Origin of the sequence: Hahella sp. HN01, assembly GCF_018986435.1 — a bacterium.
In the GTDB taxonomy this organism is placed as follows: Bacteria; Pseudomonadota; Gammaproteobacteria; order Pseudomonadales; family Oleiphilaceae; genus Hahella.
The window spans coordinates 27852-48934 of the sequence record NZ_JAHMIN010000003.1 but is presented as its reverse complement, the minus strand read 5'-3'; the positions used below and the strand labels follow the sequence as shown (position 1 = coordinate 48934).

Genomic DNA, 21083 nt, shown 5'->3' with positions numbered 1-21083 from the left:
GTCCTATGTTCTTTCTGGTGCGGCTTTCGCTACCGGGGCGGCCTGGGCTGGTTTCTCCGAAATCAGGTTCATGATCTTGATGCCAGCCATTTCAAAACTATCCACGATTTCGTTGGTTTTGGTTTGCAGGATGGCGTGCACCAGCAGTAAAGGAATCGCCGCGATCAAGCCGAATGCGGTGGTGTTCATCGCCACCGAAATACTCTTCGACAACAAGTTGGCCTTCTCCGCGGGGTCCGCGTTGGCGACCGCGGTAAAGGCGGCGATCAGACCGATGATGGTCCCCAAGAGTCCCAACAACGTGGAGACGTTGGCGAGCGTCGCCAGATATTGCGTACGCTTTTCCAGACGAGGCAGAACTTCCATCAACCCCTCTTCCATCGCGTATTCAATCTGATCCCGCGGCTGACGGTTCAGCAAACGGGTCAAACCCGCTTCCACGATGGTGGACATGGCGGTCTTGGATTGTTTGGCCTGCTTCAGCGCGTTGAGGTAATCCTTGCGCCCGATCATCATGATCAGTTTGTTGAAGTCCGCGCGGTTGCTCAACTTGGCGACGCTGAGATAGATATATCGTTCAACAGCGATTGCTACGCCGATCACGAGGACAATGGCGATGGGATACATGAAAACACCACCATCTTGAAAAAAGCGAACGACAGTCTCGAACATATCGCGCTGACTCCTTAATCACTTCTAGGTTATTGCTGGTCTAAATCGCCTATCTTAAGGTTTTTACGATAGTACAGACTTTGCCGAAACGCCTGTCTATCTAGCGGTCTGAGCGCGCCGTCCAATTCTTTTTCCGGCTCCGGAACTTCAATCGCCGGACTATCCGGCGTTCCCCAGGGCACCAGGTACAAGACTTTAGGTTGCTCCTGCTCGCCTCTCAACGCCGTTCCTTCGAGCTCGATCAACTCAGCCGCAAAACCTGCGTTACTGTAGAGACCGCAGAGGCATAAGGCAAGTATTTGAAATCTCATACCTTCTCCGCCTATTGGATACGCCGCTCAAGGTCGGCGATCCACATCGCCACTTGCTCGTCGGGAGCGGATCGAAGTTCCTGGCAGCGCTGGTAATGCTCCAACGCCCGCACGTAATCACCCAGATACATGTCGTAAAGTATAGCTATATTACGATGATAAACCGGCTCATTCGGCTCCGCCTTCAGCGCTCTTTCATAAAACGCCAAGGCATTCTCAAAATCACCCTCCTCCCGCGCTAAAACTGCCAACTGATTCAAAGCTCTGGCGTCTTTGGGGTTTACATCCAGCGCCTGAGCGTACCATGTCCTGGCGGACGGCAGATCGCCCTGCTTTTCCGCAATGACTCCCAGATTGAAATAAGGCGCGCTGAGACCCGGTTTATCGGCAATGACCTGCTTGAACAAATTCTCCGCCAAAGCGACCTGATTATTGTTTAACGCCGCCAGCGCCTGATCGTACTTCATCTGAGCCTGTTCTCCGGCAGGAGAGATATCAGCGGCAGCGTCCTTGCGCATCGGCGAACCCGCGCAACCAACCAGCAACAAGGCCGCCGTTAGCGCCAAACCTGTAACGCCGTGTTTATTGCAACGTTTGCGCGACATCCACCTTTACCTCTTGCTTGTCATATCTGGCGGGCATAATTTCCCGCAACGCCAGATAGCTTTTCTTAACCCACTCGTCGTAAACCCCTTGCTGGGTCCGGCTTGCATTGAGCTCGAGAAACTCAATGGCTTTTTCTTCAAAGGGAAACGCCTGCTCCTCCAACAGCAGGCTGTATTGCTCCCGCTCCAGATCACTCAGATTACCGGGGCGATTGGATTCCATAATGTCTCTACCCAACTGGCGATACACTTCGCCCATCATGTAAGTCGCCGCAGTGGCGTATTCGCTCACGCCATAACCGTTGATGCGATTGAGGCGTTGCATGACTTTTTTCAGCGCAGCTTGCTTGGCCGCCAACGACTTGCTCAACGGCAAGGTCAGGCGCACGTCGTCAAACGCCGCCTTTTCTTTTTGCGCCAGCGTCCAGCTGGCTTCCGCCGCCAAAGATCGACTCGCGGGAGTCCGATCTGCGCCGCCGCTCTCCTCAAACTGAATCAACTTCTCGCGCCATTGATCCGCTTGTTGCATCTGCGCGCTCTGGGAGTAGTAATCAATTAATGCGTCCCGCACCTGGATAGCGGTCTCGAACGGAGCCGGAAACTCGTTCGCATATTGCAGGTACACCTTGGCCGCCTGCTGCTCCCGACCCGCGTTTTCCATCAATTCCGCCGCCTGCAACAGCGCCTTGCGCTTACGTTCAGCGTCTTTTTCGCCCGCAGCGATACGCAGCAACTCATCCGCAGCGGATTCTGGACGCTGATGCTGTTGATAGGCGTAGACCAGTTTCTCGCCAATACCCGTCGTCAGCTTGTGGTCGGGATAGCGCTGACGGAAGTCATTCAACAGAGCAATGGCCTCTTTCCAGCGTCCAAGGTCAATCGCGCGCATGCCCGCATCGTACTGGGCGCTGACGCGCACCTGGGATTCCGGCGCTTCGTCGATGACTCTCTTGTATTCAATAAACGCCGCGGAGACCTCTCCACGCGCTTCCGCCTGCTCGCCCTGGCTGTAAATGCTGGCGGCGAAATTCTCCATCAGCACGTCATAATCCGGCGCCTTGCGGGAGCGCAACGACAGCGCCTGCCGGTAGGCGTGCTCGGAGTCCTGATATTGGCTCAATGCAAAAGCGGAGTGACCGGCGACGGTCCATGCCGCATTACGGGTCGCCTTATCATCTGTAAAAGAAGCCGTCTGGGTAGCGGCATCCAGGGCTGCGCCGTACTGCTCCATGGCGTAGAGTTCATTCGCCGCGAACAACAGGCTTTCTGTCGCGCGAGAATCCCGGGGGAAAGTTTTTGCAAACCGCAGCAGCGCATCCACACGGCGGCTGCGCAATGTAGCGTCTTCCTGATTAGCGTCCACTGCTTTGCTCAAAGCGTTAACGCCGGCATAGGCCGCCTCATGACGTTGAGGAAAGTCAGGATAGAAATAGCCCGCCTTGTCATAGGCCCGCACCGCAAACTCCCATTCCTCCAGCAGAAAATACGCTTCGCCCTGCAAGTAAAGCGCTTCAGCGGTTTTCCCTTCGGAGGGAAAGATCTCCTCCATACCGTCAAAATACGCCACCGCGTTCTGCAGGTGTGTACGACGCTCCACCCCTGCCGCCTTCAAACCGAGGGCGTATTCTCTTTGCCCCAGATCATCCAGATATTGATAGAGAGAGGGACGCAGGCGGGTTTTGGCGGTCTCTTGTTGTGAGTTCCAATAGTTCGACGACAGTCCCAGCTCACGAGTGAAACGGGCTTTCTCCTCCCATGCCAGCGAAGGCAGGCCGCCCTGGTCGTACGCGGCGATAATGCGGTCATGGAAGTCACTACGATCCGTAGCCGCCGGATAGGCGGCGATATAAGCCTGCGCGCTGGCGGCGGCGTCCTGATAGCGCTCGCGCTGCAGGTAGTAGTCGTATAGCGCCGCATACAGTTTAGGCGCCAAGGGACGATAATCGCCCAGTGCAATAGCCGCTTTCAGCGTTTCCGGCCCTTTACCGTAGCTGGCCATGATGCTGACGATGCGCAGGGCATCATCTCCCGCTTCACGAACGCCGGGCGCCATCTGCCCTGCAGGAGCGGAATTGGACTCCAAGTGAGACAACACTTGCAAAAAGGTCTGCAATGACGCGCTGAAGTTTTCCTGCTTAAACTGGGTCCAGCCCAGCATGTATCGAGCTTTGGAAGCCAGGTCGCCATCGCCGCGTTCCGCCAGCACCCTGCTGTATGCGGATTGCGCTTTGATATATTCGCCAGCGCTGTAGCGTAACTCGCCAATGCGGAACCACGCCTCGGTCGTATAACTTGAGCGCGGATACTGTCCTACCAATCGCTCCAGACTGGTCAGCGCTTTGTCGGTACGCCCCAGCATGCCGCAGGCGCGCGCCAACTGATAAAGAATACGATCGTTGTCTTTGTCTCCCGGTTGACGCTGCAACAGGGATTCGTAGCTCTCTATCGCGATACTCCATATTTCGTCGTCGATCAGCCCCTGGGGTTTGGCGTCGTAGAACAGCTCTTCCAGGTTGATCAGCCGATGCAGCGCCTTGATGCGCACTTCCGGATCGGAGGCTTCGCGGATCAGGCGACTGTATCGCAACGCCACCTCATTCAAAGGCGTTCGCGGCGCTACCCGATAGCTGAAGTCGATATAGGCGGGTTTCAGTTCGCCGATGGTCTTGTCCGCCTCGTCCTTCTCCACGATGACGATCGGCGCCAGCGTGTCCGCCAACGCCTTCAGGGGAATAAAGCCAAGAAGACTCACACTGAGCGCAAGGGCCGCGGCTCTCATAACACCCCCTCCCCGGCTGTCGCCGCATCTGGCGCAACAGGCTGCTTCTTACGCAGCTCCGCCACAGCCAAATCGTCATACAAATTCACCAACGCCAATTGGCTACGCACATGATAGCCGTCTATTTCGCGCCAGTGCTGCTGCAACAACTTGACCGCCAGTTGTGACAGTTTCTTATCATAATCGTTGATTTTCCCCGCCAGTTCTCGATGCATGGCGGAGAACTCTTTTTGCAGAGTTTCAACTTTGCGTAGTTGCGTCTTGTAGAGATCGCCGCCCTGGCGCAGGCCGCCCTGAACACTGACAAAATTATCCTTGAGTTGATTTAACTTCTCGTCCAGCTCGCGCAACGCCAGCAGTTGCAACGCCTTTTGATCGTCGGAAGCCTGGGCGGCGGACTTGGCCAGCGCATTGCGTTCCGACACCAGTTGATTGAGTTGTTGCGGACGCATTTTTGCAAGCGCTCCAGCGGCGCCCTGCTTCGCCTGACGCGCGCGGCGCTCCAGGGCGGCGGAGAAGATCTCCATGCGTTGCGCGCCATTTTGCAGCGACTGCAGTAAACCGTGCATTTGCAGCAATTCTTTGGCGAAGGGAAAGAAATCAGGCTTATCCATCAAATAATGAACAAAGGCGATCTTTGGCGTATTGGTGAGCAGATCCGTAGCCAGATACCATTCCACTTCGCCGTTCTGCAATGGCGCCTGCAGCAGCAAGTCCAACACGCCTTTAGCGTTGATTTCGGTCACGACTTCATCGACCTGACGCTTTTCTTTCTCATACACGGCGATGGCTTCCAGGTACGCGTCAATGGCGGTGGCTCGCAGCTTTTCCTGCTCATAACCATAGGCGATGGCCTGGAAGGTCTCCGCAACGCCGGAAGACGTGAGGGCGAATTTTTTAGCCCGATGCCAGGATTGAATAGCCGTGCGATAACGTCCCAGTCCCGCGAACGCCATGCCGTAGTCATAGATCGCCGCCGGCGCTCCCGGACCGGAAGCATGAACGTTTTTCAGGAACGACAGGGCTTTGTTGTAATCCTTGTCCAGCAAAGCGATATGGCCCGCCGCCAACAGGACACGATCACTCAACTCGCGCCCTTCATAACTGTCATCAGCCATGGCTGCAGCGACGCGAAGCGCGACCAACGCGCGAGAAGAATCAGGATCATCCGCGGCGTAATTCACTCCCAGGTTATAATAGCCATGCGCAGCCCACAGACTGCCCTGGGAGGCCTCACCAAGAACCTTGGCCGCCTCCTGCGGGCGCCGCAGTTGCAGGTAGCTGTTCGCCATATAGTAGAGGGCTTCGTCTTTGCGATCCCGGGCCATCCCTTTCATCGCTCCGGCGAACAACTCCACTGCCTCTCCCCACTCGCCATCGCGATAGGCGAGACGCCCCTTGATCATTTGCGCCTGCTGTTTAACCTCGGGTTCTCTGGCGGTAAATTGCAAATGCTCTAGGAGCGACTCCGCATTACGACGCATACCGAACTCCAGACCGGATTCGATGGCGAGAATATGGTTCAGGTTATGATATTGATTATCCACATGATTGGAGCCAAGGTGCTCGTTCTCCAACAGCACCAGGGATTGTAGAAAGTCATTCGTGTAGTAGTGAAACAGAGCTTCCCGGTGCAGTAATTCGTCGGCGGCTTCTTGCGCCCGCACAGCGCTGGCGAGCATGCACAGAGCATTCAGAATCAGCAGCAGGACGGACATTCGATGCATGGTTGGCGTTACATCCCCTTTCATGACGTTCGACCGTAATCAGCAGCGCCTAGCGCAGCTCTCTGATCAGAAAACGGGGCGTTCTGACGCCATCGCCCTGCACCCGCAATTCCAGGTATTTAGAGCCGTTTTCTTTATTGAAAGACAGTGTCGCCGCTTTTCTCAGGTATTTGTCGCCGGCGCTGCGTCCATTGAAAACCGCCACCGCCTTGTGCGCGCCCGCAGGCAGATTTCCCATAAACAGACGTTGCACGCCGCCGCGCTGCAATGCCTGCAGTTCACGTGCGGAGTAGAGGTAAGTGGTCGCCATGTCGCCGTCCAGAGTGAGCTCGACGGAATCCAGCTCAAAACCGACGTTTTCATCTACGGCCAGAAAAAACACCACTTGCGTGTCGATGGGATACAGGACTTCTTCCTGCAGTTTATATAGCTCGCGGTTGAGCTCGATGACGCGCTGCTTGAGGGCCTCCATATCCCGCTCGGTCGCGGCGCTATGAGCCTGGGAGGAAATGACGAATGTCAGTATGTGCAACGCTGTGATGATTATTCTTGGAATTATTCGCAAAGCCTTCATCCTCAATACCCTTGTGAGAGCCGAACTCTCGGGTGAACGCAGAAAGAGACGAAAGCCATGGTAGCACCGGGTCGCCGGCGATAGTGTGAACTCGATTCACCAAACTACACAAATGTTTACAAAACGAGACATGGTTAGCGTTCGCCACTGACGCCTGATTCGCCAGCGCAGCGCAATAAGGTAAGCAATAGAAGAGAAAGTAAGGAAAGAAGCGCCGTCCAGCAACGGCGCTTAGAAAAGATCCTGAGGGGAGCTACTTACTCAGGTACTTCATACCCTGCTCCAGCCCATCAATGGTGAGCGGATACATATGCTGGTTGACCAACTGACGGGTGATTTCCAACGAGCCGCCCATGCCCCAATAGTCTTTGGGATAGGGATTCAGCCAGATCACCTTGTCGAACTTATCCGTCACCCGTTGCATCCAGACCGCCCCGGCCTCTTCGTTCCAATGCTCAATACTGCCGCCGGGATGGGTGATCTCATAAGGCGCCATACTGGCGTCGCCCACAAAAATCACCCGGTAATCCGATGCGTATTTATGCAGAATATCCCAGGTTGGAATGGTTTCGCTGACGCGGCGGATATTGTTCTTCCACACGCCTTCATAAATGAAGTTGTGGAAGTAATAGTACTCCATGTGCTTGAACTCGCTGCGCGCGGCGGAGAACAGCTCCTCGCACACGCGAATATGCGGGTCCATGGAGCCGCCAATATCGAAAAACAGCAACACTTTTACAGAGTTATGGCGCTCCGGCACCATCTTGATATCCAGGTATCCGGCGTTATTGGCGGTGCTGCGGATAGTATCCGGCATGTCCAGCTCTTCCGCCGCGCCCTGACGGGCGAATTTGCGCAGACGACGCAACGCCACCTTGATATTGCGAATGCCAAGGGTGATGGAGTCGTCCAGATCTTTATAAGTACGCTGCTCCCAAACCTTCACCGCACGGCGATTGCGGGAGCCGTTCTGCCCGATGCGAATGCCTTCCGGGTTATAGCCGTTCGCTCCAAATGGCGACGTGCCGCCAGTCCCGATCCATTTATTGCCGCCCTGATGACGCTCTTTCTGCTCCTCAAGTCGCTTTTTGAACGCCTCGATCAGCTCTTCCAGGCCTCCCAGGGATTCAATCTTGGCCTTTTCCTCATCGGTGAGCTGCTTTTCAAATTCCGCCCGCAGCCAATCTTCGGGGATCAGCGCCTCCAACACCGCATTCAGGTCTTCCAGTCCTTTGAAGTAGACGCCGAAAGCCTGATCGAACTTGTCGTAGTGCTTTTCATCTTTTACCAGACAGGCGCGGCTCAGGTAATAAAAGTCATCCATATCCGCAAACGCCAGCCCCTGTTGCAGCGCCTCCAGCAGGTCGAGCAGCTCCCGTAAGGACGCCGGCACCTTGTTCTTGCGCAGCGTCAGGAAGAAATCAATCAACATATATGTGTCCTCCTTTGCTCGCGGACGCTGCATTGCGTCCGCTCATTGCTGCGATCAGCCTTTTCTGCGCGTCATGAACGCCAGTTTCTGCAAAAGGTGGACATCCTGCTCGTTCTTCACCAAGGCGCCGTACAAGGGAGGAATCGCCTGACTGGGATCGTGGTTGCGCAACACATCCTCTGGGAGATTGTCCGCCATCAGCAGTTTGAGCCAGTCTATCAACTCCGATGTAGATGGTTTCTTCTTCAACCCGGGCACTTTGCGCACGTCGAAGAAAACATCCAAGGCGTCCTTCACCAGCGAACGCTGAATGCCCGGGTAATGGACGTCGATGATCGACTCCATGGTGTCTTTGTCAGGGAAGTTGATGTAGTGGAAGAAGCAGCGACGCAAGAAAGCGTCTGGCAGCTCTTTTTCGTTGTTGCTGGTGATGATGACGATAGGCCGAGTAGTCGCACGGATTCGCTCCTGCGTCTCGTAAACGTAGAACTCCATTTTATCCAGCTCCAGCAACAGGTCGTTGGGGAACTCGATATCCGCTTTATCGATCTCATCGATCAGCAGCACGGACTGCTGCTCAGACTCAAACGCCTCCCACAACTTGCCTTTCTTGATGTAGTTGCGAATGTCGTGAACACGATCGTCGCCCAGCTGGGAGTCACGCAGGCGCGAGACCGCATCGTATTCATACAATCCTTGCTGGGCCTTGGTGGTGGACTTGATATGCCATTGAATCAGGGGCGCCCCCAGGGCTTCCGCCAGCTCTTCCGCCAGCATGGTCTTGCCTGTACCGGGTTCGCCTTTGATAAGAAGCGGCCGCTGCAATCGAATGGCCGCGTTGACCGCCAGCTGCAGATCGTCAGTGGCGACATAATTCTTGGTGCCGGAAAACTTCATGTGTGAAACCTTGTAAGTTGTGTGAATGCATAATTATTAGAGGAGTTATAAGCGGATATATTACCCGAAAACATTCAAATATTTCATGCCAGCCGCTAAGCTATCTCTCACGCTCGTATTGTTATGGCCGGGGAAATCTACTTAATCTGCAAGGAGATACGTAATGAACGTCTACGAAGACAACTCCATGTCCATCGGCAACACGCCGCTGGTGAAGCTGAATCGCGTCACCAAAGGCAATGTGTTCGCCAAAATTGAAGGCCGCAACCCGGCCTACTCTGTGAAATGCCGTATCGGCGCGAACATGGTATGGGATGCGGAGAAATCCGGTCGTCTCAAGCCAGGCATGACCCTGGTTGAGCCCACCAGCGGCAACACCGGTATTGCTCTCGCCTTTGTCGCCGCCGCACGGGGATATAAGCTGATTCTGACCATGCCCGCCACCATGAGCCTGGAGCGCCGTAAGGCGATGAAAGCGCTGGGCGCGGAAATTGTGCTGACCGAAGGCCCCAAGGGCATGAAAGGCGCGATCGAGAAGGCGTCGGAAATCGTCTCTCAGGACCCGCAGCAACACTTGATGCTGCAACAGTTCGACAACCCCGCCAACCCTGAAATTCATGAAAAGACCACCGGTCCGGAAATCTGGCGGGATCTGGAAGGCGCAATCGATGTCCTGGTCGCTGGCGTCGGCACCGGCGGCACCATTACCGGCGTCTCTCGCTACATCAAAAACACCATGGGCAAAAACATCACATCCGTGGCCGTGGAGCCCACTGCCTCCCCTGTGATCACTCAAACTATCAAAGGCCAGGAATTACAGCCCGCCCCTCACAAAATCCAGGGCATCGGCGCCGGCTTCGTACCGAAGAACCTGGATTTGGACATGGTGGATCTGGTTGAGCAAGTCACTAACGAAGAGGCCATGGAAATGGCTCATCGCCTGATGCGGGAAGAAGGCATCCTCTGCGGCATATCCTGCGGCGCCGCGGCGGCCGTTGCGGTTCGCTTGGCGGAGCGTGACGAGTTCAAGGACAAGAATATCGTGGTTATTCTGCCGGACAGCGCAGAACGCTACCTGTCCACGGCGTTATTCGACAACTTCTTTACTGAAGCGGAAAACGTGCAGTAGTTGGACAACGCCGGCCTTCGCGCCGGCGTTTGAGCTTTTACTCGCGGGATTCACTTTCATCTGCTTTTAAGTATCGGCGGGCTTCACCGCCCCTTCTTCGTACCATCTGGCGGCGACAGCGCCGTCCCGAAAAGCGATTAATTCCCCTGGGCGCATTTGTCGCCACTCTTCATCGACGGTCAGCGGCTCCGTGACAATCATGGTGACTTTGTCAGTGGGATTGGTGTGCTCTTCGAAGTTCACCCGAATCTCGCCGTCTTCCAAGGAAGCGCAGCCGAAGGGCGCCTGCCGGGTGATCCAGTACAATTTGGTGGAGCAATACGCGAACAGATACTCCGAGTTGGTGAACAGCATGTTGAACACGCCTCTCGACGTCAGCTCCAGACAATTCCGATACAGCCTTCCGCCCAGGCACTCCAGGCTGTTGAAGTCATTACAGCCGCTGGCGACGTCTTCCAGCAGCCAGCAAAACGCATGCTCGCTATCCGTCTCCCCCACCGGACGAAAACGTCCCAAAGGCAGGTCCTGATAGGATTTCAGTTGTCCGTTATGCGCAAAACACCAGTAATAGCCTCCCAGTTCACGGATAAAAGGGTGAGTGTTTTCCAGGCTGATGTCGCCGACATTAGCCTGCCGGATGTGGCTGATAACCGTACGGCTTTTAATGGGATACTGACTGATAAACCGCGCGATTTCTGAGGTAGCGCTGGGATTGGGATCACGGAACTCACGCAGCCCCTTGCCTTCATAAAAGGCGATGCCCCAGCCGTCTTTATGCGGGCCGGTCTGGCCGCCGCGAAACATCAGACCGGTCCAGGAAAAACAAATATCCGTCGGCGCATTCGCGCTCATTCCAAGAAGTTGGCACATGTTCAGAAGTTAACTACTTTTTGTCTTCGTCTTCCGATCCAGCGGGGAGGTCGTCAGTATCGGATATATCAAAATCTTCCAGGTTGAACTCATCATCCATATCCCTGGCTTTCTCATTGGAAGCCAGAATCTCGTCGGCGAGCGACTCTGCGTCCGTATCTTCAGCGTCGAATGAACTCATGGGCGGCTCGGCCTCCTCCTCTTTTTTCGGCTCCGCTGCTTCCTCCATGCCGAATTCCATGTCGTCCGCCTCATTCATCATAGAGGGTTCTTCAGCGACATCAATAGGCTGTTCCAACTGCTCTATCTCGTCTTCCAGATCATGCCCGGACTCTTCCAGGGAAGGAACGTCATCGGAATCATCCAGCTTGGTGGTCTCTACCGGCTCTCGAACTTCCTTTTCAATGCGGCGTTTGCGGTAGATCCAATAGCCGCCTCCTACCGCCAGCAACAGTAACGTGGCGCCGCTGGCTGCGATGATAATCCACAGCATGGCGTTGGAGCCCTTTTCCTCCACCGCCGCATCCTGCTGCTCCGTCGCCGCCTGATCCTGCATTTCCGGTGTAATCGGCGCTACGATGCTCTCTTCTTCGGGCTGCTTCGGAGGCTCTGGGGCTTTAACGGTTTCCTCCACCAGCGTCTCATTCATTTGTTCCACGCTGCTGTCGTTCACCAATGAGCGATATTCATTCGGCGACGCTTCCTGGCGAGGGAACTCCGCCATCACACTGTCAGGCTCGAAACGGAAAGCGGAGCCAGAACGGGTTTCCCCTTCCACCCTCAGCATGACTTCATATACGCCATCGCCCCGGGTAGCGTCGACTTCCAACTCCCAGCGCCCCGTTTCCGGGGTAAAGGGAATGGATTTAATCAGATTGCCGCCGTCCGGCCCTTTGATCTTGGCGATAATTGAGGTTTTCGCTTCGTTGATATTTGGACTGAGGGGACTAATGACAATTTTGTAGCGCGTATCCGCCCCAGCGCCGGTGGCCTCAAGATCCACCGCCATGGGCGCGTTCAGAGAGATCAGCTGCCGAGATTGCCGCTTGAATGTGCGACCATCGGCCTGCACCAGCACTTCGTACCTGCCGACTTGTTTGAGCTTGGTGATACTTTCACGAAAGACGCCATCGGCTGGAGGAGCGCCTTCTTTGGAAATCCGCTTGGTGCCGGATTTGTTGTCCTCTGTCCGAATGGTGACGTCCACCGCGACCAAGTCCAGAAAAGTCCGGTTTTGCACCAATTCGCCGTCTTCAAAAAAGCCGATCTTGAGCTCCAGCTGGTCTCCCGCGTAGAAGTTCGCCGGCAGCGGGTCCACCACCATTTTCAGATTGCTCACGACCGTCACCCGGCTGCCCGGGGCCAGCTCCGCGTCCAGCTTCCACTCCCCTTCCAGAGGCCGTTGTACGGTCACCAAATCGTAACCCGCCGCCTTGAACCACTTAACATAGTCAGGACGGTCTTTTTCAGTAAAGCGCTTGCCGGTAGGCTCGACAATGGCGGTTTCCGCATTTTCGCTGGCGCGAAACACCAGGGCGGTAAACTCTTCGATGCTGGAGTCCACATCAAATGCATTGTCTTCCAGAGGCACCTCTTCAGCCGGGGCCGCTCGCTCGAAGGCTTGCAGAAAGACGCGACTCAACTGATCAGACGTTTCCGCAATCGCGTTGATGCCATTACTGCCAATAGAAAGCCGTTGCAGCAGCATCTGATCCGCATTCTTGGATAGCGCAATGGTGTGAATTTTGGCGCCGAAGCTCGCGATTCTTTTCAGCACCTGAGTCAGAACGCGATCCCGCTCCGCGACGTTTTCCCCCGGCTTTTGCGAGATATCCACCACGCCGTCGGTGAGCAGAATGAAGTGCGTGTTGCTGTAATCCTTACCTTCTACAAAGTCCTCGGAAGCTTTCTCCAGCGCCGCGCCGATATTGGTATATAACGCCGTCGAGCTGATTTCCTTGGCTTTGTCCTTGGCCAAGCGACGCCAATTGGGATCGACGACCTGATGCGGGGCCAGCTCATTCACATACTGCCCGAATGTCCATACTCCCGCCGAATCGCCTACAGGCAACAGCTCCGTCACCAGATTAAGAGCCGGACGCCGCAGGTTTTTCGGGTCATTCTTTTTCATGCTGCCGGAAATATCGATGAGCACGCGCACATCCGCAGGCGGAGGCAACTCCATCTGCGCGGAGGCGACTCGCCACAGCATCAAGCTACAACACAGGCAAACGAGAATCTGGCGGAAAAGCAATATCATATTCGAGCGTATTCCAAGTTGGCGCAGGCGAATGAAGCCGCTCAGCAGCCGTCTCCGCTGGAAATATCGACCGCTGGCGGGCGCAGCGCGGCCGTGCCCGCGGCCATCCTTACTTCAAGTTATAGCAGGTTTTGTTGCAACAACAATAAAATACGCAGGAATTGCTTAAAAAAGCGAAGGGACTTAATTGATTTTTAAGTAATTATGTACGCCGTCTAGGCTTAGCTGGCGCGGGTTTGGCGGTAACGAAGAGCTTGCCAAGCACTACTTGCAGCGCGAACAGCAGACCGATGACGCACCAGGCGGCCAACATCAGCAGGCCGGCTTGCAAGGCGGCGTTGTCATCATGCTGGAGCCAGTTGTAGGCGGCGACAATATGGGCGGGCGCCCACAGGCCGTCTTTGGGAACGGACATCGCCGGCGTAAACAGCACCACCGCCAACAGGCTGCGCAGGAAGAGTTGCACGGGACGGGGACCACAACGATTGAACAACGGCATCATCAATGCGTATAAAGCCAGCGCCGCAACGAGATAAGCAACCCAACCGGCGATATAACCAAAATCTGTCAGCATAATTTTCTACTTTTCAATAACAGTTGCTTCAAGCGTTCAAATCATATCGATAAGAATCAGCTCTTCCCAATCATCCGGGTCGATATCGTCTTCGCTTATCGTTCTGTGCCGTACGGACTGACCCGCCGCTTCCACGGAGCACGCATCTCCGCTAATCAGAGGATGCCACGCTGGCAGCGTCTGGTTTTCAAAGCGAAGACGATAAGCGCAAGTCTTTGGCAGCCAGTCACTGATTTCGGGAAGATTTTCCGGCGAGATAATCAGGCAATCCGGGTTCTTCGATGCGCGCGCAGTATAGCAATTACACTGCACCCTTTCAGCATCCAGATAACGGCAGGCGACGGCGGTGAAGTAAAGCTCATCGCTTTCCTCATCCTGTAACTTGTGCAGGCAGCACTTGCCGCAGCCGTCGCATAGCGACTCCCATTGCGCGTGACTCAGCCCATCCAGTGGCTGCTCCCACCAGCGCGACTCAGTCATCCTGATCTTTGCGTCCCACAGCAGGACGTTGTTCACGCGCGCGCACCACATCCATCATGTAATCGTCCTGAACGGAGGGCATCTGCAGATAAAACCCTTTTTCATCGATGGCGCTCATGACTTCCGCCGCGTCCGCTCTGGCCAATGGCTTGTCTTTCGTCAGCAACAGATCAAAAACATGCTGCGGTTTGCCAAAAAGTTGCAGTAACGCTTCCGGCAATGCGCCGACGCCCTGTTTTTTATCCACATAGACATACATTTCCTCTTTCTTGGAGCTTCTGAAAATGGAAATCAGTCTGCGATCCGGAGTCATAACCTGTTTTTACCTCAATACCTAACTTCACGCTTTGCGCAATAATCTGGGGTCTTACGACGATTGCCGGGGCGGGACGGACTTGTCGTCCTGCAACCAGCGTTCAAGCGGCTCAGCGCAGATACGGCCGCGCCAGCCCTGCAGCAACTGCGGTTGCGTTCCCGCGCCGCCTTGGATATGCCAATACACAAACTCTTCCAGCAATCCCCGACTGGCGAGCAAGCCCACGTTGATGCGGTGCTCTCGCGCCAGCTTTTGCGTCAGTTTTTTTACTTTCTTCACCAAGTCCTGATATTCCCGCGGAATCGGCGGACGTATCATTTCAAACCCGGTCTCAGGCTCATCGCCGTCAGACTGCATATGCTCACGCACTATCCCCACCAGTTCCGCGCCGTAGCGACGCAGTCCAGCGCCCTGGATAGAGGTAATGTCCGTGAGCTGCCCCAGGCTTCGCGGCCGACGCTGAGCGATAGCGATCAACTCATCGTCAGGACAGATTTTCTTGCGTGGAATATCCCTTCCTCTCGCTTCCTGTTCGCGCCATGCCGCCAGCTTCGCCAGCAATTGCTGCGCGCCTTTGCGCAAACGCCATCCGCCACGCAGCTTCAAATAGTAACGCCCGACATCCTGAACCCCGGCGGCGGCCAAACGCATGGCCTCACCTTCCTCCAGCGCAATGTCATACTTGTCGGACTGTCGCAACCCTTCTTCCAGCTTCTGATAGAGCGGCCACAACACCACGACATCTTCCTGGGCGTATTGAATCTGCTTGTCTGTGAGCGGGCGCTGCGTCCAGTCTGAACGCGTGGCGTGCTTCTCAAGCTCAATCCCCAGATTCTGGCGCACCAGCGACTGCAAGCCTTCGTTCAGCTCACCATCCAGCAGCGCATTGGCGACCTGGGTGTCGATCATGCCGCAGGGCTGCGACAAGCCAACGCAGTTAAACAGCTCCAGATCCTCGCTGCAGGCATGCACCACTTTAAGTATGTCGCGGTTCTCGAACAGTCGACTGACTCCGCTCCAATCGGTGATTTTCAGCATATCCACCAGATACACGCACTGGCGATCATATAGCTGCAGCAGCGCCGGCGCGGGATAAAACGTGGTTCCACGGATAAATTCCGTATCCACCGCCAGCCAGTCGGTCTTTTCCAGGCGCTGCAGCGCGTCCTGCAACGCAGCGGGCGTGTCTATCCAGAGACTTTCATAATCCGGCGGATATATAGCGGAGAGTAGCGTATCGTTAGGCAAAAGGTTTTCGACCTTGCAGTGCGTGACTTAACGTGCCGCTGTCGATCATGCCCAGCTCCCCTCCAAGAGGAATGCCATGGGCGATTCGGGACACAGGAATGTTCAAGTCTTTGGCGATGTGGGCGATAAAATGCGCCGTCGCTTCGCCCTCCACGGTGGGATTGGTGGCCAGGATCAGCTCGCTGACGGCGCTTTCCTGCAATAGCTGCTTGAGCTTATCAACGCCAATGTCTTCGGGACCAATGCCGTCTATCGGCGACAAGTGCCCCATCAGCACGAAGTAACGGCCGCTATAGTCCGACGTCTGCTCGATCGCCAGCACGTCCGTCGGCGACTCCACTACGCAGAGAACGCGATCATCCCGTTTCGGGCTTTCGCAAATCGAACACAGGTCCGCCTCGCAAAAATTCTGGCAGCGGGAGCAACGTCTCACCCTGGTGAGCGCATCGCTGATGGCGATAGCCAGGTCCGCCGCTCGGCCCTGATCTCTTTCCAGCAGGTTAAGCGCCATGCGAGTGGCGGACTTCGCCCCCACGCCGGGAAGATACCGCAGACAACGGACCAACTGATCGATAGCAGGCGTCAGACTGGAAGACATATATGGATACTACCCCGTCATTAAAACGGCATTTTGAAATTAGGAGGAATGCCCAGACCTGCAGTCATGTTCGACATCTTATCCTGGTTGTTCTTTTCTACTTTACGCACGGCGTCATTCACCGCCGCCGCCAGCAGATCTTCCAGGATTTCTTTCTCTTCCTGCATCAAACTGGCGTCGATCTCCACTTTTTTCACATCATGGCGGCCATTCATGACAATTTTGATCAAACCGCCGCCGGACTCTCCGCTCACTTCCGCATTAGCCAGTTCTTCCTGGGCTTTCTGCATTTGTTCCTGAATCTTTTGGGCCTGTTTCATCAAGTCGCCCATGTTACCTTTAATCATATGTCTACTCCTGAAAAATAGGCTCAATACTGTTTTCGATGACCGCGGCGCCGAAGCGTCCCGCCATCATCTGAATATTGGGATCACTGCGAATGGCCGTCTCCGCCTGCTGTTGCAACTCAGCCCTGCGTCGCTCCGCATACTGCAGCGGCGTCAACCATTTCGATTCGCCGGCTGAAACTTCGATTTTAACCGCTTCGCCCAGGAATTCCGACACCGCCACGCGCAAGCGCTCACGTTGCGCCTCATTGAAAAAGTCGAGATGTTCGCGATCAATCGTGAATATGACCAGGCCCGGCGTCACCGCTTCCAGTGCGCAACGTTGCGCCAGGGTAGCGGTCATCCCGCTAATGGCGAGGCGTCTGACGGCATCCTTCCACACCATTCCCTGCATGGTCGGCTCGCCCTCCAATGGCGGCGTCAAAGGACCCGCTGGAGGTTTCTTGACGCTGGCCGGGACCACAACAGGAGGGGCTGAATTGATTGACTCAGCGACCCCGGGACTTGCCTGCGGACCCGGGCCAGATTCAGTTACTGGCTTTGGGTGCGGAGCTACTGCCTCCCTTGCCTGTTGTTTCTGCTGCGTCTGGGTTGGCGCAGTCGCCTGAGGACGCTCGCCATGGGGCTGAGGGGGCGTCGCTGGCGCACCATGATTTCCCGCATTGTCATAACCAGAGTCCTCCGGATAACCGGAAAAACCGTAATCCGCATCAGAAGGCCCCGGATCATCGGCAAAGTAGGCGTCGTAATCGTCAACTGGCGGCGGCTCCGCTTCAGAATGCCTGGAGGTTGACCGTTCCACAGGCGTTACAGGCGAATCATCAATGACTGGCGCATCCACCTGATTATGTGGTTCCGGTTTCGGCTGCTGCGACTCTTGTTGAGGGCTCCCCTGTCGGGCTGGCTCTTGTGGCGATGGCTCAGCGGGCGCTTCTGGGGCCTGCTGTTGCAGCTCCGGCTCCGGTTGTGGGGCCACAACGACTTTCTCCGGCTCTGGCGCAGCTTCTACGGCTGGTTGCGGCGCTGCCGCCGCCTCAGTCTGGGGTGGCCCGGGTTGAGCGCTTTCCTTATCGTCTTCAGCCGAGGCTGTCGCCGAAGCCGTGGACGGCGCTTGAATCTGCCTGGCTGATTTGATGTTGGGACGGAAGGCGATCATTCGCAACAAGGCCATCTCAAACCCGGTACGCGGGTCGGGCGCCAAGGCCAGATCTTTGCGCCCCATCAATGCAATCTGATAGTAAAGTTGAGTGTCTTCCGCCGTCAGCGTTTGCGCCAGCTCAGCGACCTGTTGTTGATCGCCAAAACTGTTATCGACGCCGCCAGGCACAGCTTGCTCCACCGCCACGCGATGCAGCAGTTCCGCCAACGCCTGCAACACATAAGCGTAATCCGGCGCGAACTGGGCCATATGATTGACTTGCGCCAGCATCGCAGCACAATCCTGAGCAGCGATTGTCCGCAGCAGGTCAATAACCACATGCTTCTCAATGGTCCCCAGCATTTCAATGACGTCTTTCGCCGCCAGCTTGCCATCGCCAAAAGCGATGGCCTGGTCAGTAAGACTCATAGCGTCGCGCATGCTGCCTTCCGCAGCGCGCGCCAGCTCCCACAAGGCCGCTTCTTCCGCAGGCACATTCTCCGCCTGCAACACATGGGTCAAGTGGCTGACAATACGTTGTGGCGACAGATTCTTGAGGTTGAACTGCAAACAGCGCGACAGAATCGTGACCGGCAGTTTCTGCGGGTCTGTGGTGGCCAGCAAAAATTTAACGTGAGGCGGCGGCTCTTCCAGGGTCTTCAACAGTGCGTTGAAACTGGAGTTGGAGAGCATGTGCACTTCGTCAATGAGATAGATTTTATAACGGCTGCGGGTGGGCGCGTACTGCACATTGTCGAGCAGCTCGCGCATGTCCTCGACCTTGGTGCGCGAGGCCGCGTCGATCTCGATAAGGTCGACGAATCTGCCTTCGGCGATTTCACGGCATACGCCACACTCTCCGCAAGGGATGGCGCTGACGCCTTGTTCGCAATTGAGGCATTTGGCGAAGATTCTCGCCACCGTGGTTTTACCCACACCGCGAGTGCCGGTAAATAGATACGCGTGGTGCAGACGGTCCTGATTCAGGGCGTTGGTCAGCGCTTTGAGTACATGCTCCTGCCCCGCCATTTCCGCGAAATTGCCGGGACGCCATTTTCTGGCTAGAACCTGATATGCCATGCCACTCCTATCGATTCATAGGGATTACGATATTGCTTCAACTTGCTCACCCGGCCCGCCATAGCCTGTACGGCGCTCTCTTTGGAAGAACTAAAATTCAAACGCATACATTAGCACGCAAGGGGTTTTCTGTCACCGAAACGACATTGCGCAGACGCAGGAAGACCGTTACAGGAAACGTGAAATTAACAGGAAAATTAGATATGGGAGGGAGGAGTTGGAGGTAGCCCTACCAGCCACACCCCGGCACACATATCCACCGCTGTGGCTGCTCCCTTCCGGGCCTGACCAGGTTCACGGTTTCTTGTTGCGAGGGGACCGGCAGAGCCACCATAGCAAGTCAAGAACAGCTGTTCTTCACAAGTGGCGCGCATCATAACAAAGTCAGATGGCGGGCTCAAGCACGAAAATGACAGAAATTCCGTCGCTTAGGAGTTGTGTTTCTTTTCTGCTCGACGAATGAACTCTTCGAGGATAATACGGTACAACTCATCCCCCAGATATTTATCCTCGACGCCAGACTCGATGCTCGGGTTATCGTTGACTTCAATCACCGCCGCGCGATTTCCCTTCTGCTTTACGTCCACGCCATACAAACCGTCGCCAATCAGCCCAGCGGCTTTTACCGCGGCATTCAACACCACTTTGGGCACTTCATACGTCGGCAATGTCGCCCAGGCGCCGGCGGCTGTCGAACCTTCACCGTGCTTGTAGATCTGCCAGTGGTTACGAGCCATGAAGTACTTACATGCGTAGAACGGCTTGCCGTTCAGCACCCCGATACGCCAGTCGTAATCCGTGTACATGAACTCTTGCGCCAGCAACAATGCGGATTGCTTGAACAGCGTCTGTGCTTTTTGCTCCAACTCTTCCGGCGACTCCACTTTCACAACGCCACGGGAAAACGAACCATCCGGAATCTTCAGCACCATAGGCAGACCCAGTTCCTGCGCCGCCGCCAACAATTGTTGCTTGTCGCCCTTGCTGACGATCAACGTCTTGGGCGTCGGCACTCGATTAGCCCGCAGCAAATCCGCCAGATAGACTTTGTTGGTGCAACGCATGATGGAAGTGGAGTCATCCATCACGATCAAGCCTTCCGCTTCCGCCTTTTTGGAGAATTTGAAAGTGTGATGATCAATCGCAGTCGTTTCGCGAATGAACAACATATCGTATTCAGGAATGCGCTGATAATCCTTGGGTTCAATCAGGTCCACCGCCACGCCAAGCTGTTTGCCTACTTTGGCCAACTTCTTCAGGGCGGCTTTGTCGCTGGGCGGCATTTCCTCTTTGGGATTGACCAATACCGCCATGTCATAGCGATATTTTTTGCGTTCCTTCGGCTTGCGCCACACCTTACGGCTGAAGGCATCCAGTGAGTTGGCGAACAGCGTCTGCTCCTGATCGTCGAAGCCTTTCGGGCTTACCGGACGCATAGCGGACAATTTCCAGCCGCCTTTCTGTTCGATTTCCACTTCCACCACCGGGCAAGGCAGCTTCTCGAACACCAGAGCGCCCAACGGCTCCAGATCCGGGTCACTGGTTTTACCGAAGAAGCAGCGGAAGGTCAGTTCCTGATCCGGCTTGTTAGCCAGCTTCTTCAGCGCCGACAACGCGGTGTCGTCATCCAGATCAAGAATCAGCGAATACAGGGAGCGCTTTTCAATCTCGTTCAACGTACGCACGGAAGGAATGACGTGGTGCCCACGCGCTTCAGCGAGCAATGAGCAATAATAGCCTTTGCTGAGATACTTGTAGCTGCGGCAAAGGTTGATCAGTCTGACGCGATCATTTTTGTTAATGGGTAGAGCCAGGTAGTCTTCAAATGATATTACGTCTTCACTTGGATAATAGGGGGTCCAATCCTTTAAAGACTCAACGACTATGTAAAGACGAGACATACGGCTTGGGGTTCCTCCGGGAGCTTGGGGATAGGGAGTTATAGCGCTATTAAATGACGAACGTTCATTTTAGACTTGCGCATCTTTGCTAAGTCTTGCTTAACTTAATTAGCCTGTCCACTACATATTTGACCTTACCCCCAAC

19 protein-coding genes and 1 other RNA gene are annotated in these 21083 nt (G+C 55.3%); 1 reads left to right on the top strand and 19 read right to left on the bottom strand.

What is annotated here, in order from left to right; genetic code table 11:
* Positions 1–3: 3 nt before the first annotated feature.
* The 8 genes from KP814_RS04035 to KP814_RS04000 all read right to left on the bottom strand — a co-directional run bounded on the left by KP814_RS04035 (position 4) and on the right by KP814_RS04000 (position 8997).
* Positions 4–672, bottom strand: a complete 669-nt coding sequence (locus KP814_RS04035; protein WP_127971622.1) for a MotA/TolQ/ExbB proton channel family protein — start codon at positions 670–672, stop codon at positions 4–6.
* Between the two features lie 29 nt (positions 673–701).
* Positions 702–983, bottom strand: coding sequence for a hypothetical protein (locus KP814_RS04030; protein ID WP_011396488.1), 282 nt, complete (start codon positions 981–983; stop codon positions 702–704).
* An 11-nt stretch (positions 984–994) separates the two neighbouring features.
* Positions 995–1588: a tetratricopeptide repeat protein gene (locus KP814_RS04025; RefSeq protein ID WP_216735545.1), complete on the bottom strand. Its 594-nt coding sequence runs from the start codon at positions 1586–1588 to the stop codon at positions 995–997.
* Positions 1566–4367 (bottom strand): tetratricopeptide repeat protein, encoded by a 2802-nt coding sequence (locus tag KP814_RS04020; RefSeq protein WP_216735544.1) that lies wholly within the window; start codon positions 4365–4367, stop codon positions 1566–1568. Before KP814_RS04020 ends, KP814_RS04025 begins: the two co-directional genes overlap by 23 nt.
* Complete coding sequence (locus tag KP814_RS04015; protein WP_216735543.1) at positions 4364–6118, bottom strand: lipopolysaccharide assembly protein LapB; 1755 nt, start codon at positions 6116–6118, stop codon at positions 4364–4366. Before KP814_RS04015 ends, KP814_RS04020 begins: the two co-directional genes overlap by 4 nt.
* Before the next feature lie 25 nt (positions 6119–6143).
* Complete coding sequence (locus KP814_RS04010; RefSeq protein ID WP_216735542.1) at positions 6144–6668, bottom strand: hypothetical protein; 525 nt, start codon at positions 6666–6668, stop codon at positions 6144–6146.
* 253 nt (positions 6669–6921) lie between these two features.
* On the bottom strand, positions 6922–8100 hold the full coding sequence (locus KP814_RS04005) for a VWA domain-containing protein (RefSeq protein ID WP_216735541.1): 1179 nt from the start codon (positions 8098–8100) through the stop codon (positions 6922–6924).
* A gap of 54 nt (positions 8101–8154) precedes the next feature.
* Positions 8155–8997 (bottom strand): MoxR family ATPase, encoded by an 843-nt coding sequence (locus KP814_RS04000; RefSeq protein WP_127971634.1) that lies wholly within the window; start codon positions 8995–8997, stop codon positions 8155–8157.
* Positions 8998–9160: 163 nt separating this feature from the next.
* Here KP814_RS04000 and cysK point away from each other — a divergent pair, with 163 nt between their 5' ends.
* The gene (gene cysK / locus KP814_RS03995; RefSeq protein WP_216735540.1) at positions 9161–10126 is read left to right on the top strand and encodes a cysteine synthase A; all 966 of its coding nucleotides are present in this window, start codon (positions 9161–9163) and stop codon (positions 10124–10126) included.
* A gap of 66 nt (positions 10127–10192) precedes the next feature.
* Here cysK and KP814_RS03990 read toward each other — a convergent pair whose 3' ends face one another.
* The 11 genes from KP814_RS03990 to KP814_RS03940 all read right to left on the bottom strand — a co-directional run bounded on the left by KP814_RS03990 (position 10193) and on the right by KP814_RS03940 (position 20938).
* Positions 10193–10996 carry a class II glutamine amidotransferase gene (locus tag KP814_RS03990; protein WP_216735539.1) on the bottom strand — a complete coding sequence of 268 codons (804 nt, stop codon included), beginning with the start codon at positions 10994–10996 and terminating at the stop codon, positions 10193–10195.
* Between the two features lie 13 nt (positions 10997–11009).
* Entirely contained in the window at positions 11010–13256 is a 2247-nt protein-coding gene (locus tag KP814_RS03985; protein WP_216735538.1) for a vWA domain-containing protein, read from the bottom strand.
* 202 nt (positions 13257–13458) lie between these two features.
* Positions 13459–13830, bottom strand: coding sequence for a hypothetical protein (locus KP814_RS03980; protein WP_216735537.1), 372 nt, complete (start codon positions 13828–13830; stop codon positions 13459–13461).
* Between the two features lie 36 nt (positions 13831–13866).
* The gene (locus KP814_RS03975) at positions 13867–14346 is read right to left on the bottom strand and encodes a YcgN family cysteine cluster protein (RefSeq protein ID WP_371824029.1); all 480 of its coding nucleotides are present in this window, start codon (positions 14344–14346) and stop codon (positions 13867–13869) included.
* Entirely contained in the window at positions 14303–14623 is a 321-nt protein-coding gene (locus KP814_RS03970; protein WP_216735536.1) for a YcgL domain-containing protein, read from the bottom strand. Before KP814_RS03970 ends, KP814_RS03975 begins: the two co-directional genes overlap by 44 nt.
* A 54-nt stretch (positions 14624–14677) precedes the next feature.
* Positions 14678–15874 (bottom strand): ribonuclease D, encoded by a 1197-nt coding sequence (rnd, locus tag KP814_RS03965; RefSeq protein ID WP_216735535.1) that lies wholly within the window; start codon positions 15872–15874, stop codon positions 14678–14680.
* Positions 15867–16472 carry a recombination mediator RecR gene (recR, locus tag KP814_RS03960; protein WP_216735534.1) on the bottom strand — a complete coding sequence of 202 codons (606 nt, stop codon included), beginning with the start codon at positions 16470–16472 and terminating at the stop codon, positions 15867–15869. The genes rnd and recR overlap by 8 nt, the downstream gene beginning before the upstream one ends.
* Positions 16473–16492: 20 nt before the next feature.
* The gene (locus KP814_RS03955; RefSeq protein ID WP_011396473.1) at positions 16493–16819 is read right to left on the bottom strand and encodes a YbaB/EbfC family nucleoid-associated protein; all 327 of its coding nucleotides are present in this window, start codon (positions 16817–16819) and stop codon (positions 16493–16495) included.
* A 4-nt stretch (positions 16820–16823) separates the two neighbouring features.
* The gene (gene dnaX / locus KP814_RS03950; protein ID WP_216735533.1) at positions 16824–19037 is read right to left on the bottom strand and encodes a DNA polymerase III subunit gamma/tau; all 2214 of its coding nucleotides are present in this window, start codon (positions 19035–19037) and stop codon (positions 16824–16826) included.
* A 227-nt stretch (positions 19038–19264) separates the two neighbouring features.
* Positions 19265–19361, bottom strand: an RNA gene (gene ffs, locus KP814_RS03945) — signal recognition particle sRNA small type.
* A gap of 104 nt (positions 19362–19465) precedes the next feature.
* On the bottom strand, positions 19466–20938 hold the full coding sequence (locus tag KP814_RS03940) for a RimK family protein (protein ID WP_127971652.1): 1473 nt from the start codon (positions 20936–20938) through the stop codon (positions 19466–19468).
* Between the last annotated feature and the right edge of the window lie 145 nt (positions 20939–21083).